The sequence below is a fragment of the Paenibacillus sp. CAA11 genome (assembly GCF_003060825.1).
Lineage (GTDB): Bacteria > Bacillota > Bacilli > Paenibacillales > Paenibacillaceae > Fontibacillus.
The window spans coordinates 2,062,493-2,077,258 of record NZ_CP028922.1; the positions used below are offsets into that span (position 1 = coordinate 2,062,493).

The window sequence follows — 14,766 nt, forward strand, 5'->3', positions numbered from 1 at the left end:
GGGTAGTATAGTTTATTGTATGAAAGGTATGGCCCTGGGTGTGCTCTTATAGGGATATAGCTGTATTTAATTATGTAACCGGAGCCTCTAGAGGCTCCGGGCATCAACCGGCATGTATTAGCCGATGATTGCGAAGGCTTCGTTGCCTTCTGGTACAGTGCGGACACGGAAGAGTACGCCGTTAGCATCAAATGTGCGGATGACGATGTTGCGGGTCGTAGGTGTGCCGATCCGGGAGAACTGAACTACACCGAAGCGATCAAACCGAGCTGCTTGAATCAAGCGGCCGCCGACAGTGGATGCTGTTGCAAAGAAGCCGGTGGTGTTGAATGGAACACCGTTGTTGTCTACCCATACAATTGTGAGACGTCTCAACCGTTGGGTTGGCTTTACCAGTTTGCTGTACTTTGCTACATTCAGTTTTTTTGCAGAACCGCCACGCGAAACTTTAGTAGGACGCTTTGCCATTGAACTACACCTCCTTGGTTTTGATAGTATAGAGAATGCAGGAAGACAAGAAATCGACTGTGTGAATTGACAAGATTATGAAAATTGGTGAGTTCATCTTGGGATAAATCGGTTAAAAGATGAGAGAGAGTGAAACCAAATGGCTTGCTTAGCCGTAAAAACTCCATATTTCATTTTTAAAAGGAGATGTTGTGTAAGTGGAAAGTGATAGGTACGTTTTAAATCTGGTTTTAGTGGCTTTATTAATCGGTTTATCTGCATTCTTCGTCGCGGTTGAATTTGCAGCCGTACGGCTGAGACAGAGCCGGGTGGACCAGCTGGTCGCAGAAGGCCGCAGGAATGCCATGGCGGTCAAGAAAGTGTTAAACAATCTTGACGGCTTTCTCTCTGCTTGTCAGCTGGGAATTACCATTACATCACTGGGTCTTGGATCTCTTGCTGAACCGACAGTTGAGAAAATCCTTCACCCTGTATTCGAGAAGATGCATTTGGCAGAATCCGTGTCCGGATTTCTATCCTACTTAATTGCTTTTGTAGTCATTACGTATCTTCATGTTGTGGTAGGGGAGCTTGCTCCAAAAACAATGGCTATTCGTAAGACAGAGATGGTCATGTTCCTAACTGCACGGCCGATCATTTGGTTCAGCAAAATTATGTATCCCTTTATTTGGCTCCTTAACGGTTCGGCGAACCAATTGGTCCGGTTGTTCGGAATTAAGCCTGCTTCTGAGCATGAAGAGGCACACTCCGAAGAAGAGCTTCAAATTATTCTTAGCGAGAGCTATGAGAGCGGTAAGATCAACCAATCGGAATACGGGTATGTCAGTCGAATTTTTGCCTTCGATAATTTATTAGCCCGGGAGATTATGGTCCCTCGTACCGATATGGTTTGTTTATATACAAATGTATCCAGGGAAGAGAATTTGAAGATTATCAAAGAGCAGCAGTATACGCGCTTTCCGGTTGTTCAGGACAGCAAGGACCACGTTATTGGGGTCATCAATACGAAGCAGTTCTTCCTAGCCTACGATGATCACCCGGATCTCGATGTGTCTACGCTTATTCAACCGGCTCTTTCCGTACCGGAAACGATGCCTGTGAATGATCTGCTTAAGAAGATGCAGAAGGAACGAACGCATATCGCTATCCTCGTCGACGAATATGGCGGCACTTCAGGGATGGTCACCATTGAAGATATTCTTGAAGAAATTGTGGGCGAGATTCGGGATGAATTTGATGGGGAGGAAGAAGAAGCGGTTCGCGTTCTAGGTCCGGATCATCTCGTGGTAGACGGCAAGCTGTCCTTGACACAGCTGGAGCGGCATATTTCCGTCGGTCTGAATCCGGATGAGTGGGATACCGTTGGCGGGTGGCTGTATGCCCAGAACGATGGCTTACAGGAAGGCGAAGGTCACCGTCAAGGCGACTTTATGTTTACAGTAGTTGAACGCGAGAATACTAGATATCTTAAGGTTGAAATTAAGGTGGTGCCTCAAGTATAGGAGGCGGCAAAGTTGACAGGCATAGTCTTTAGAACTATGTCTTTTTGCCGTATTTATGGGATGATCATAACGAATGGAATAAGCCCCTCGCGAGAAATGACAGAAATCTGTTTTCCATAGTAGAATAAAAAATGAGAGATTTTGTCATCCGAAATAATTATATAGAATGAACTAAGGTTTTACATTGATCTTTCTATATATAACGGCCAATACGCCCTATAACATTCATTTCTTTAGTTCACTCTATATAGGCCAATAAATATGTCGGGAGAGATAATGATCATGTCTGACCAAGAGCGTAATACCGGATTGCTGAATGATCATATGGATATTGGAGAACTTCTAAATGCATTAGTGGCTTTTAAGAAAGGTGACTTTTCTCATCGGCTGCCCTACGACCGTACAGGACTTGCGGGCAAGGTGGCCGATACGTTTAATGAAATTATGGATATGCAGGAGAAGCTTGTTGAGGAGATTTGCTCGGTTGCCAAAGTTGTCGGCAAGGAAGGGAAGCATACGCGCAGATTTGCTCATAAGAACACTGGAGGAGATTGGCAGCAGGTTATAGATTCGTTAAATGGTCTTGTGGTGGACTTGATTCAGCCTACAAGTGAAATGGTTAAGGTCATCAATGCTGTAGCACAGGGAGATCTGACTCAAAAGGTAGCTCTAGAATTTGAAGGGCGCGCATTGACTGGTGAATTCAAGCATGCGGCTACGAATATAAATATGATGGTGAATCAGCTCAGTCACTTCGCCTCCGAGGTGACCAGAGTGGCACGTGAGGTATCGACAGAAGGCAAGCTGGGCGGTCAGGCGAATGTTAAGGAGGTCTCCGGCATATGGAGGGACCTGACGGATAGTGTGAACTTTATGGCTGGTACATTAACTGATCAGGTGCGCAACATCGCTGAGGTAACCACAGCGGTAGCCAAGGGGGACTTGTCCAAACATATTACGGTCAACGCCAGAGGAGAGATTCTGGAGCTGAAGAACACGATCAATACAATGGTGGATCAGTTGTCTACCTTTGCTTCCGAGGTTACCCGGGTAGCTCGGGAAGTAGGGACGCTGGGGATGCTGGGCGGGCAAGCCCAGGTGAAGGGCGTGGCCGGCACATGGCGTGATTTGACGGAAAGCGTTAACTACATGGCCTCCAATTTAACCAATCAGGTGCGCAATATCGCTGTGGTGACCACAGCGGTCGCTAATGGAGATCTATCGAAGAAGATTACGGCCGATGTACAAGGAGAGATTCTAGAGCTGAAGAATACGATCAATACGATGGTGGATCAGCTGTCAACCTTTGCCTCAGAAGTTACCCGGGTCTCCAAAGAGGTAGGCAGTGAAGGAAAGCTGGGTGGACAGGCCGAGGTGAAGGGAGTTGGAGGCACCTGGAAGGATTTGACCGAAGGCGTGAACAGTATGGCCCGTAATTTGACGGATCAGGTGCGCAATATCGCTGAGGTTACAACCGCTGTCGCCAAAGGGGATCTCTCCAAGAAGATAACGGTAGACGTTCGAGGCGAGATCCTGGAGCTGAAGAATACGATTAATACGATGGTGGATCAGCTCAGCAACTTTGCCTCCGAGGTCACGAGGGTTGCCCGGGAAGTAGGTACAGAAGGGAAGCTTGGGGCACAGGCAGAAGTCAAGGATGTCTCGGGTACGTGGAAAGACTTGACGGATACGGTAAACTATATGGCCAGCAATCTGACGGTACAAATGCGTAATATTGCCGGCGTGACTACAGCGGTGGCCAATGGAGATTTATCGAAGAAGATTACAGTGGATGTGAAGGGCGAGCTCTTGGAGCTGAAGAACACGATCAATACGATGGTAGATCAGCTGAGTTCATTTGCTTCCGAAGTTACCCGTGTAGCCCGCGAAGTAGGAACGGATGGTAAGCTCGGGGGACAAGCCCAGGTGAACGGTGTAGGCGGCATCTGGAAGGACTTAACGGATAACGTTAATATTATGGCGACCAATTTGACAGACCAGGTTAGAGGCATCGCGAAAGTTGTTACTGCCGTAGCTAACGGTAACCTCAATCAGAAGCTGACTGTGGAAGCCGAAGGAGAAATCGCAGAGCTTACAGACACGATCAATAACATGATCGACACGCTGGCTACCTTTGCAGACCAAGTGACCACGGTGGCACGGGAGGTAGGAGCTGAAGGGAAGCTGGGCGGCCAGGCTAATGTTCCGGGAGCTGCGGGTACTTGGCGTGATCTAACCTATAACGTTAACTATATGGCGAGCACGCTGACTACGCAGGTCCGGGCGATTACCAATGTTGCAACGGCGGTGACGAAGGGAGACTTGTCGAGGACGATAGATGTTGCGGCCGCCGGTGAGGTTGCGGCTCTGAAGGACAATATCAACGAAATGATCCGGAATTTGAAGGAGACGACACGTATTAATACAGAGCAGGATTGGCTGAAAACCAATCTTGCTAAGTTCTCCAGGTTGCTGCAGGGTCAAAGGGATCTTATGGCCGTATCCCGGATGGTTTTGTCCGAGCTAGCTCCGCTGGTGTCCATGCAGCATGGTGTCTTGTACATTAATGAATCCGTGGATGGAGAACCTATGCTGAGGCTGTTTGCCAGCTATGCCTATCAGCAGCGCAAACACTTATCTAGTACGTACCGGGCAGGAGAAGGCCTTGTAGGCCAATGCTTGATTGAGAAACAGCGGATTCTCCTGACAAATGTGCCCAATGATTATGTCTTGATCTCATCCGGGCTTGGTGAAGCTCCGCCTCTGAACATTGTCCTGCTGCCGATTATTTTTGAAGAGCAGGTGCTGGCTGTCCTGGAGCTTGCTTCCTTCCGTGCGTTCAGTGAGATTGAGCTTGCCTTGCTTGATCAGCTGATGGAATCCATCGGCATCGTAATCAATACGGTGCAGGCTAACCAGCGAACAGAGGCCCTGCTCATGCAATCCCAATCTTTAACAGAGGAGCTGCAGAAGCAGCAGATGGAATTGAAGAATACGAACGAGGAGCTGGAAGACAAGGCCAAGCTGCTAGTGCTTCAGAAAGCGGAAGTTGAGAGCAAAAATAATGAGGTGGAGATCGCCAAGCAGATTCTGGAGGAGAAGGCGGAGCAGCTAGCGCTGACTTCAAGATACAAATCCGAGTTCCTGGCAAATATGTCTCATGAGCTGCGAACACCGCTTAATTCCTTGCTGCTCCTTGCAGAGCAGCTGGCAGAGAATCCCGATCGTAACCTGACTAGCAATCAGGTGAAGTTTGCGCAGACAATCCAAGATGCAGGAGTAGAGCTGCTGAATCTCATTAACGATATTCTGGACTTATCTAAGATTGAATCGGGTACGGTGTTCCCTGATTACAGCGAAGTCTCGCTTCCTGAATTAATGGACGGGCTGGACCGGTCCTTCCGCCATATGGTGGATGATGAGGCGCTGCAATATCGTCTGAAGATGGATGTGAATGTGCCGCTAGTCATCATGACGGACCAGAAGCGTCTTCAGCAGATCCTCAAAAATCTGCTCTCCAATGCCTTCAAATTCACCGAACAAGGAGAGGTTGAGCTCCATATCCGCGTGGCAGAGGACGGATGGAGTGAAGATCATTCCCGCCTGAATCAGGCTCCGAGGGTCATTTGTTTCTCCATTCGGGATATAGGAATCGGGATCCCTGAAGATAAGCAGCAGATCATATTCGAGGCGTTCCAGCAGGCGGATGGAGGCACCAGCCGCGTCTATGGAGGAACAGGACTTGGACTAGCTATTTCCAAAGAGATTGCATCCTTGCTTGGCGGGGAGATCACGCTGGTGAGTGTCGTGAACAAAGGCAGTGTATTTAACCTCTATCTTCCGATTGAGGGTCCGACTCATCAGCAGGAGCCGGAATCCGCTTATATTCCCGAAGTGATAGATATCACTCCAAGGGAGCTGACGCGTACCTTCTCCGCAAGACAGGAAGAGGAGAATTTTGAGGATGATCGTTCAGAGATTGGACCGAATGACAGGGTGTTTCTCATCATCGAGGACGATTGTAAGTTTAATGAAATATTGCTCGGCGTGCTGCATAAAAAAGGAATAAAGGCCGTAGTAAGCACCCGGGGAAGCGATGCGCTGGAGCTAGCGCGGCGGTATAAGCCTGCAGCAATTACGCTGGATTTGAGGCTTGGTGACATTAATGGCTGGATGATTATCGATCAGCTCAAGAACGACTTGAGCGTGCGTCACATCCCTATTTGTATTATCACGGTCGAGGAAGATGAGATTGCGTTGAAGCAAAAAGGGGTATATGAATATGTCTGCAAACCGGTTTCTCACGAAGAACTGGAGAATACCCTTGACCGCCTTAACAACTTTGCGGATCAATCCGTCCGTTCTTTGCTGGTCATTATGAAAGATGAGGAGGCACGCAAGCACCTTCTCGACATGATCCATGGCCCGGATCTTAGACTTACAGCAGTCACTAAGTTCCAGGAGGGGCTTGATCAGCTGCAGCAAACCTCGTTTGACTGCTTGCTCATTGATAACAGTGTGGACGACATGAGCGTTATCAACTTTTTGCGAGATATACACAGGTATCCTAGGCATAAGAATGTCCCTATGGTACTGTACCGGAGCCAGCGCTGGGAGCTAGAGCAAGAGAGTGAACTTGAGGAGCTTCTTAAGTCAGCGGTGATCAAAGAAGTAAAGGCATTGGTGCAAGCGATGGATGAGACAAGTATCTTCCTGCACCGTGAAGCCGGTAATCTGCCGAAAGACACCCATGATAAATTGATTAAGCTGCATCAGTCAGATGAGCTGATCAAATTCAAGAAGGTGCTGGTAGTTGATGATGACATACGGAACATCTTTGCATTAATGACGATTCTAGAGCGGCATAATATGAAGGTGATCTCGGCGGAGAATGGCCAGGAGGCGATTCAGGTTCTGAACGAAACACCTGATGTGGAGATTGTATTAATGGATATTATGATGCCGGTTATGGACGGATACGAGACTACCCGGTTGATTAGACAGGATTCAAGATTTGAGAAGCTTCCAATCATTGCTCTAACTGCGAAGGCCATGAAGGGTGATCGGGAAGCCTGCCTGATGGCTGGAGCCTCTGACTACATTACGAAGCCTGTGAACAGTGCACAACTGCTCGCCACAATCCGTCATTGGTTGGATATCACGGATACGAATCTTAAGACAAATTAATATCAACCGCCGCAGAACAGTTCTGCAATGTGCAGAATTGTTCCGCGGCTTATCACGTTAGCATAAAATAAAAAAGCCACCCTTAATCAGAGCGGCTTGTCAGTATTTAGAGTTGAAAAAAATAAAACAATATGATAAAATGACGGTTAGTGATTAAATTATGTAATAATAATTATATTTTCCATTATCATACCATTCTTTTATGGTAATGTCAAACAAGGATTTCTTGTGACCCGCATGCTTTGAACCGGGATAAATCGACGTTTTACAAGTGTTTAGCCCGATGAGAAGCATGTTTTAATTAGAGGGGGGGAGCTTTGCCTATGGCAAACGATCAGCATACAGAATCGGAATTTACGCTTGAACAGGTAAAGGAGCAACTTATTGAGCAGGGTAAATCGACCTCTTCGTTGACTTCCAAAGAAATTATTGAGAAATTAGCTCCCTTTGATCAAGAACCGGATCAGATTGATGAGTTCTTTGAGCAGTTAAGCGAAATGGGAATTGATGTTGGCAATGAATCGGATGATGAGCCAAGTGCTTTGTCACATTCGGAATCGGATGATTTTCGGGTAGACGATGATCTGACCCTGCCGCCAGGAATGAAGATTAACGATCCGGTGCGGATGTATCTTAAGGAAATTGGCCGTGTTCCGCTGTTATCGGCCAAAGAGGAGATCGAACTCGCCAAGCGGATTGAGGAAGGCGACGAAGAAGCGAAGAAGAGACTTGCTGAGGCGAATTTGCGCCTTGTAGTAAGTATTGCCCGCCGTTATGTGGGTCGGAGCATGCAGTTCCTTGACCTGATTCAAGAGGGGAACATGGGACTGATCAAGGCGGTCGAGAAATTCGACTATTCAAAGGGGTACAAATTCAGTACCTACGCCACCTGGTGGATTCGCCAAGCAATCACCCGCGCTATTGCCGACCAAGCGCGGACTATTCGGATTCCGGTTCATATGGTAGAGACCATTAATAAATTAATTCGTGTATCCCGCCAGCTGCTGCAGGATCTCGGACGCGAGCCTACACCGGAAGAAATCGCGAAGGAAATGGATTTGACGCCTGAGAAAGTTAGAGAGATCATGAAGGTTGCCCAAGAGCCAGTCTCTCTGGAGACTCCGATCGGAGAAGAGAATGATTCCAATCTTGGCGACTTTATTGAGGATTCTGATGCACCTGCGCCAGCAGATGCAGCTGCCTACGAGCTTCTTAAGGAGCAGCTTGAGGACGTACTGGATACACTGACCGAGCGTGAAGAGAATGTTCTTCGTTTACGTTTTGGTCTGGATGACGGACGTACTCGTACCCTGGAGGAAGTCGGTAAGGAATTCGGGGTTACCCGGGAGCGGATTCGTCAGATTGAGGCTAAAGCGCTGCGCAAGCTTAGACATCCTAGCCGCAGTAAGCGCCTGAAAGACTTCTTGGAATAGGAAGCTGTAGACTTCTACCATGAATTCAACCCATAGAATTGAACAAGCGGCCGTATTCTATACGGCCGCTTGTTTTTGTTGCAATAAGGGAATTCGCACTTCGAACCTGCTGCCCTTCCCGGGTTGACTGATAGCCTTGATTGTTCCATGATGAGCGTGAACAATGGCTTGGGCGATCGACAGCCCCAGGCCATGTCCGCCTTCTGCTCCTGTTTGCCGGGCTCTGGATTTCTCCACCCGGTAGAATCGGTCGAAAATTCGGTCCAGCGCGTCAGACGGAATACCGATCCCGGTGTCTTCTACGGCAATGCAGACGAAGTTTTGTTTTTTCTCCACAACCCGATAAACCGAAAGTGTGACCTCTCCGTTCTCCTGCGTATACTTCACCGCGTTATCAAGGAGGATAAGGAGCAGCTGGTGAAGTCGGCTCTTATCGCCTAACACTTGCAATTGGGCAGGCGTATTTACCTCCATTTTAAGGTGTTTAATCTGACCTAATGGTTTGACGATTTCAAATGTACTTGCTGCGAGGGCTGACAGATCAAGCTCCTCCTGATGAAGTGGAAGTGCAGATGCATCCGATCGAGCGAGTATAAGGAGGTCATGGGTTAACCCGGACATACGCTTTATCTCGTCTTTCATATTGGAGAGCACTCGGCGAGTAAAGGGTTCCTCCGTTAAGGTCTCCTCCATTTGCAGTGTGTCTATTGAAGATAACAGTACGCTTAGAGGAGTACGAAGCTCATGAGAGGCATCGGCTGCGAACTCACGCTGTCTTGTATAAGATTGAATAATGGGAACCATCGCACGTTTGGACATATGCCGGCTTATCAATAATGCAACTCCTACAAAGAGGATAGCTATGAGGAGCATAACGATAATCAGATTTTGCAAAATCTGAAGTGCGGAAGTGACATCCTTTCCTAAATAAAATGTACCGACCAGCTGTTCTCCAAGCCATAGGGGCTGAGCGGTGAACAAAAGGGTTCTTTCCTTGAAAGAAGCCGGACGGTGCTCATCAAAGTGGGCGTGCTCTGGGAGATCGGCCTTCACATATATATAATCTTTGCCTTCAGGCCAAGATTGAAGTTTGCTTAAGATTTGATCTTGAATTCCGCTTTTGGTTATATTATCGGTTCCCATCACCAGATTTTGGTTGGAGTCCAAGATGCAATAATAGGTGTCACCATCTCCGTTGGAAAAATTCCCAGCAAGCGCCCGTTTTAAATCGGTGTCTGAGTTATCGGCTACAATATAGTTCATGTATCTGGATTCCTGTTCCATGAATTCATGCAGGGCATGCTCTTGGTTCTGTGTGATGAGATATCTAAGAAATGTATAGACACAAAAGACAAATAACGATAGAAATATCGTCAGCATGATGCAATACTGAACCGTTAGCCGATTCTGTGTCTGCCTAAACAGAACATCCTCCTGAGGATTTTCGGCGGGTTTCTTTTTAAATTTAAATTTCAAGCTTATATCCAACCCCTCTAACGCTTTCGATAATATCTTCATGCTCGAATGGGCTTAACTTCTTCCGCAAAAGCTTGACCGTCGCATCGATCGTCTTCATATTTACCTCGGCCTCCAGTCCCCAAATCCTCTCCAGGATCACTTCACGACTTAGGACAAGCCCCTTGTTCCTGATAAGCAGATCCAGTAGCTGAAATTCTCTAGGAGTTAGCTGTACTTCTCCTTGCGAGAACAGAATCTTCTGGTGATTGCGGCTGAGGAGACCTTCGCCAAGATGGACTTCCTCCTCCTGAATTGGAGCATAATTTCTGCGTGATAAAGCCCGTATCCGAGCAAGCAGCTCGTCCAGCTCAAACGGTTTGACCAGATAATCATCAGCGCCTGCGTCGAGCCCTTCAATCCGGTCGGACAGGGTGTCCCTAGCCGTGAGCATCAGGATAGCTCCCATATAGCCTTCTTTTCTTAGCTCTTTGCAGACAAAGACTCCATCACCGTCAGGCATCATCCAATCCAGAATCAGCAGCTGATAGGCAGCGGAGAAAGCCTGCTCTAAGGCTTCGTTCCCAGTGGTCACCCAGTCAGTGTGGTAGCCGGCTTTTTTCTTAAGCATATGAACAATAAGTTCTCCTAAACGCACGTCATCTTCAGCGAGCAAAATGTTCATCCTTACATTTCCTTTCGGCTTATGTGCTAGTTTTACATTCAATCTATCATGCCAAGATGAAAAAATGGTGAATCTCTAATATTTTAGACAAAATTTTATCTTTTCACCGAATTTTCATTTTACTTGCCTATGATGCATTTATCGCTTCTTCGAACAAGAGAAAGGTGGAATCTAAAAATGGCACAACAAAAATGGATTAAATGGATGGTTGGTGTATCAAGCGCATTGTTCTTTACAGGATTTGTAGGTTATATCTCCAAAACGGATCAAGGAGCGACTGTAACGAGCGGAAATCAGACGGAATTGACACCGCTGGTTGGCACCCAAGATTCTTCTCAAGACGAAATCATGAATCAGTGGGAGGACAATTCACAAGAAGCTGGCGATAACTTCTATGAGCCGGGAGACCGCAGGGAGGGCTCCTTCCAAGGTGACGCTTCTACAGATCAGTCAAGCTCTGGAACGGAGGAAAGGGTCCGTTCCAGAGCCTCCTAGGCATCATTGTTATACGGTGAAAGGAAGGATTCGAGATGGCTATTCGGTTTAATGCGATGAACACGGATATTGCTTTATATGGTACGGACGAAACTGCGGGTCTTAGGGCAAGGTCATGGTTTTCCTTTGTGGAGAATACCCTCAGTCGGTTTAAGGAAGACAGTGAATTGACAAAATTGAACCGGGCAGGTGGCCGCATATATCTAGCTTCTCCCCTTCTTTACAAGGTTGCGGAGACCGCTGATTATTATTTCAGACAAACTTCAGGGTTGTTTAATCCTTATCTCGGAGCGAACCTGTCTGGCTGGGGGTACTCAGCAAGCTTTGAAAAGTTGGGGGAATTGTCCCGACCCAAGCCCTTCGTTCCATCCATAACACCAAAAAATGAGCTGGAGCCTGCGATATTTAATCCGGGACAGCGGAGTATCCAGCTGCAACCACAGATACAGATTGACTTGGGAGGCATCGCCAAGGGGTGGAGTGCTCATAAGCTCTCTGAGATGCTGAAGAAGGAGGGCTGGGATAGCGGCTTAATAGACGCAGGAGGAGATATTGCGAGTTGGTCCTCAGGTGGAGGGGTTCGTGAAATCGCGGTCGCTCATCCGCTAAAGGCTGATCTGGACATAGCTGTGCTGAAGCTGAACCGCTCTGCCGGTATAGCTACCAGCAGTACACAAAAGCGCAGATGGCTGGATCAGACAGGCCGAGAGCTTCATCATTTACTTGACCCGAGGACAGGAATGCCTAGTAAGTCCGATTTGATTCAGGTTACGGTAGTAGCCCGCAGTCTTCTTATTGCAGAAGTCTACGCGAAATGTCTGCTAATCCTGGGAACGGCAGGCAGCCGAGAATTGTTGAATCACCAGCTGACCGATTTGGGAATGATCGCAGTGACCCAGAGCGGGGAGATTCTGGTTCATGGCAATGTGGAAGGGGAATTATGCAAAGGGAGGGCTTCTTTATGATCACATGGTTTGAGAACCTTGGGGATTATCTAAATGTATGGAATACAGTTAGAGCGGCGGGAATTACATCTTACTTGCTGTTGTTCGTATCTATGATCGCAGGAATGATGCAGGGCACCCCTCTGGTTCAAGGGAAAAGAAAAGGGACGATCAATCTTATCCACCAGGCTTCAGGCTGGTTTGGCTTATTATTCGGAATGGTTCATGGCATGGTGCTCTATTTTGATCAGCACGTAGGGTATCAGCCGCTGGAAATACTAGTTCCGTTTATGTCACATAGCCATCCGATCCTGAACGGGCTGGGCACCTTGGTGATCTATCTAATGGCGCTGTTAATAATCAGCTCGGATCTGATGAAGTGTATTGGCCGTAAGGTATGGCGAAGCATCCATGTCTTAGCCTTCCCTGCTTTTGTCATGGCACTGGTTCACGGGCTGCTGCTTGGCTCAGATTCTTCTGACAAAGGAATTAGGCTTATGTATGCAGTCACCGGCGGGGCTACGGCAGCAATGTTTATATGGAGAATCTATGTGCAGAAGAAGCTGACTGCACGGAAGATGTCCGCACAGGGGTAACACAAAGAAGCCCAGCCTTCATAAGGCCGGGCTTCTTTGTGTTCTAAGATGAAGTTCGATCTGAGGAGGAGGGCTGGGCGTCTTCCACCGGCTTCGTATGAGATGCCTCCGCAGGAGAACTTCCCATTACGCTGAAGGGAGAGACAATGAACTCTTCCTGGGGCAGGCGGATCCAGCGCTGCAAGTACCCTTGCTGTATAAGCTCCTTAAGCAGAATCAGCAGAATTGGAGACAGGATTAAGCCCGCTACGCCAAATAATGACATGGAGACAATGGCGAAGGAGAGCATCAGAAAGGCAGAGGAGACGCCGATGGAATTTCCGGTAATTTTCGGTTCCAGGAGCTGCCTTACAACCAGCACGACGGCAAGAGTGATCAGGATTCCAACAGCCATCGCTGTTTTGCCGACAATGAACAGATAAATGATCCATGGAATCAGCACGGTAGATACACCAAGCAGAGGCAAAATGTCAAAAACAGCACTGATCAAGGCCATTGTAAGCTCATTTCCGGTTCCAACAATGAACAAGCCAATGAGAACCAAGACGAAAGTGATGGACATTAAGATCACCTGAGCCTTCAAGTAAGAGCCAATAGCGCGAAACACATGATTACGCAGGAATTGAAAAGCGATCTTTATCGTCTTCGGTGTTTTCTCATAAGCCGTTTTGCGCCAGTCTTTAATCTCCATGCTTAGGAAGAAGGCCAGAATGATGGCAATTCCGAAGTTCGCCATAAAGGAAGAGAAAGAACCCAGGATGCCAATAAGATATCCGAAAAAGGACTTCATCCATTTCGTCAGCAGGTTGGTTGCATCAGCAAAATATCCGTTCATCTTCTCTGTCACATTTTCCGGTAGAGCATCTAACTGGGTCTGAAGATATGTAGTGGTCTGGGCAAATTGATGCTGCAGCATATATGTGTAATCGGGCAAATTGTTCGAGAATCGTGTGATCTGGGTTACAATTAGCAAGCCTGCGCCAAATAGGATTCCCAGCAGCAGAACTAAGAACAAAATCACGGAGATTGCAGAAGCGAATGGCTTGGCCAACCCACGCCGATTCAGAAATCTGGCAAGGGGCTCAATCAGAATAAAGACGAAGAACGATAGGAAGACCGGCGCAGCCAGCTGATAGAGCTTACTGAAGAGGAACATGACCAGGTAGACAGTAAGCACAATCACGGCGATATCAAAAAAAGTGCGCCAGTATTTTTTATACAGGGGAAGCATAGGCGGGCAACGACTCCTTTTTAAATTCGACTAATATTTGTTAGTTCTATCATAATAGCAAGTTAGGTATTGAGCAATGCATGATTCAAGGGATACAGGGCGTTTCTCTTCGGACTCCCAAGTGTGAGGAAGCGAATTGACAGCACGAAAGCGAGCTGTATATAGTGAAATTAAATAGTGAAAATTAGTACAATTTTACTTGCTGAAGGAGATAACCCCATGTTTAAGCTGAAGCGCGCCGACTGGATTCTGGTTGTGGCTGTTCTTGTTATTGTTGGAGGAGTGCTGGGAGGAAGGGCACTGTTTTATAAAGCCGAGGCATTTACGCCTGGAGAGATGTCAGCGAAGATCATGCTGGATGGCGAACTGTACAAACTTGTTAAATTAACGAAAGAAGAGCAGGTTATTGAAATGTACACGGAGTATGGTCATGATACGCTCAAAGTATATAATGAAGGTATCCAAATGACGTATTCGGATACTCCTCGAAAAATAGGCGTGAAGATGGGGTTTATCTCCAAACCGGGTGAACGTATTATTTGCGTGCCACACCGCATTCTGGTAGATATCGTACATGATGGGGATACGCCTCCTACAGAAAATGAAGTGGATGCCGTGGTTAATTAACTCTTCACTCAAAATCAAAGCTAAAGTGTAAGCGAGAGATCCGGGAGATCTCTCGCTTTTTGGTGTTTGAGATGAGCAGTTGAACCAAAACTGGGAATTCATGAATATTCCAATCAAATTATATAAAAAGAAATCGAATTTTG

The 14,766-nt window shown here is 47.2% G+C and carries 11 protein-coding genes; 7 read left to right on the top strand and 4 right to left on the bottom strand.

Annotated features, from left to right (window positions below):
• Positions 1-117: 117 nt before the first annotated feature.
• Positions 118-375: a hypothetical protein gene (locus DCC85_RS09725; protein ID WP_234414404.1), complete on the bottom strand. Its 258-nt coding sequence runs from the start codon at positions 373-375 to the stop codon at positions 118-120.
• Between the two features lie 290 nt (positions 376-665).
• On the opposite strand from DCC85_RS09725, the gene DCC85_RS09730 reads away from it, so the two are divergent.
• The 3 genes from DCC85_RS09730 (at position 666) to rpoD (ending at position 8,590) form a co-directional block, all read left to right on the top strand.
• Positions 666-1,970, top strand: coding sequence for a hemolysin family protein (locus DCC85_RS09730; protein WP_108465412.1), 1,305 nt, complete (start codon positions 666-668; stop codon positions 1,968-1,970).
• 282 nt (positions 1,971-2,252) lie between these two features.
• Complete coding sequence (locus DCC85_RS09735) at positions 2,253-7,157, top strand: HAMP domain-containing protein (RefSeq protein ID WP_108465413.1); 4,905 nt, start codon at positions 2,253-2,255, stop codon at positions 7,155-7,157.
• Between the two features lie 323 nt (positions 7,158-7,480).
• Complete coding sequence (gene rpoD, locus DCC85_RS09740) at positions 7,481-8,590, top strand: RNA polymerase sigma factor RpoD (RefSeq protein WP_108465414.1); 1,110 nt, start codon at positions 7,481-7,483, stop codon at positions 8,588-8,590.
• Between the two features lie 57 nt (positions 8,591-8,647).
• Here the strand turns inward: rpoD and DCC85_RS09745 are convergent, their stop codons facing one another.
• Positions 8,648-10,066, bottom strand: a complete 1,419-nt coding sequence (locus tag DCC85_RS09745) for a sensor histidine kinase (protein ID WP_159081834.1) — start codon at positions 10,064-10,066, stop codon at positions 8,648-8,650.
• Positions 10,056-10,730: a response regulator transcription factor gene (locus DCC85_RS09750; RefSeq protein WP_108465416.1), complete on the bottom strand. Its 675-nt coding sequence runs from the start codon at positions 10,728-10,730 to the stop codon at positions 10,056-10,058. Before DCC85_RS09750 ends, DCC85_RS09745 begins: the two co-directional genes overlap by 11 nt.
• A gap of 177 nt (positions 10,731-10,907) precedes the next feature.
• Between DCC85_RS09750 and DCC85_RS09755 the strand changes: the two genes are divergently transcribed.
• Genes DCC85_RS09755 through DCC85_RS09765 form a run of 3 tightly spaced genes read left to right on the top strand, consistent with a single transcriptional unit; the run spans position 10,908 to position 12,765 of the window.
• A complete protein-coding gene (locus DCC85_RS09755; protein ID WP_108465417.1) occupies positions 10,908-11,225 on the top strand; it encodes a hypothetical protein in 318 nt (105 codons plus the stop codon).
• A gap of 35 nt (positions 11,226-11,260) precedes the next feature.
• Complete coding sequence (locus tag DCC85_RS09760; protein ID WP_108465418.1) at positions 11,261-12,190, top strand: FAD:protein FMN transferase; 930 nt, start codon at positions 11,261-11,263, stop codon at positions 12,188-12,190.
• The gene (locus DCC85_RS09765; RefSeq protein WP_159081835.1) at positions 12,187-12,765 is read left to right on the top strand and encodes a ferric reductase-like transmembrane domain-containing protein; all 579 of its coding nucleotides are present in this window, start codon (positions 12,187-12,189) and stop codon (positions 12,763-12,765) included. Before DCC85_RS09760 ends, DCC85_RS09765 begins: the two co-directional genes overlap by 4 nt.
• Positions 12,766-12,808: 43 nt before the next feature.
• On the opposite strand, the gene DCC85_RS09770 is transcribed toward DCC85_RS09765, so the two are convergent.
• Positions 12,809-13,996: an AI-2E family transporter gene (locus tag DCC85_RS09770; RefSeq protein WP_108465420.1), complete on the bottom strand. Its 1,188-nt coding sequence runs from the start codon at positions 13,994-13,996 to the stop codon at positions 12,809-12,811.
• A 219-nt stretch (positions 13,997-14,215) separates the two neighbouring features.
• On the opposite strand from DCC85_RS09770, the gene DCC85_RS09775 reads away from it, so the two are divergent.
• Complete coding sequence (locus DCC85_RS09775) at positions 14,216-14,623, top strand: NusG domain II-containing protein (protein ID WP_108465421.1); 408 nt, start codon at positions 14,216-14,218, stop codon at positions 14,621-14,623.
• Positions 14,624-14,766 lie beyond the last annotated feature (143 nt).

What these genes read in the sequence shown, in the direction of transcription:
- DCC85_RS09760 (WP_108465418.1), top strand. Translation starts at nt 11,261, where the DNA reads ATGGCTATTCGGTTTAATGCGATGAACACGGATATTGCTTTATATGGT.
- DCC85_RS09765 (WP_159081835.1), top strand. Translation starts at nt 12,187, where the DNA reads ATGATCACATGGTTTGAGAACCTTGGGGATTATCTAAATGTATGGAAT.
- DCC85_RS09755 (WP_108465417.1), top strand. Translation starts at nt 10,908, where the DNA reads ATGGCACAACAAAAATGGATTAAATGGATGGTTGGTGTATCAAGCGCA.
- DCC85_RS09775 (WP_108465421.1), top strand. Translation starts at nt 14,216, where the DNA reads ATGTTTAAGCTGAAGCGCGCCGACTGGATTCTGGTTGTGGCTGTTCTT.
- DCC85_RS09750 (WP_108465416.1), bottom strand. Translation starts at nt 10,730, where the DNA reads ATGAACATTTTGCTCGCTGAAGATGACGTGCGTTTAGGAGAACTTATT.
- DCC85_RS09770 (WP_108465420.1), bottom strand. Translation starts at nt 13,996, where the DNA reads ATGCTTCCCCTGTATAAAAAATACTGGCGCACTTTTTTTGATATCGCC.
- rpoD (WP_108465414.1), top strand. Translation starts at nt 7,481, where the DNA reads ATGGCAAACGATCAGCATACAGAATCGGAATTTACGCTTGAACAGGTA.
- DCC85_RS09735 (WP_108465413.1), top strand. Translation starts at nt 2,253, where the DNA reads ATGTCTGACCAAGAGCGTAATACCGGATTGCTGAATGATCATATGGAT.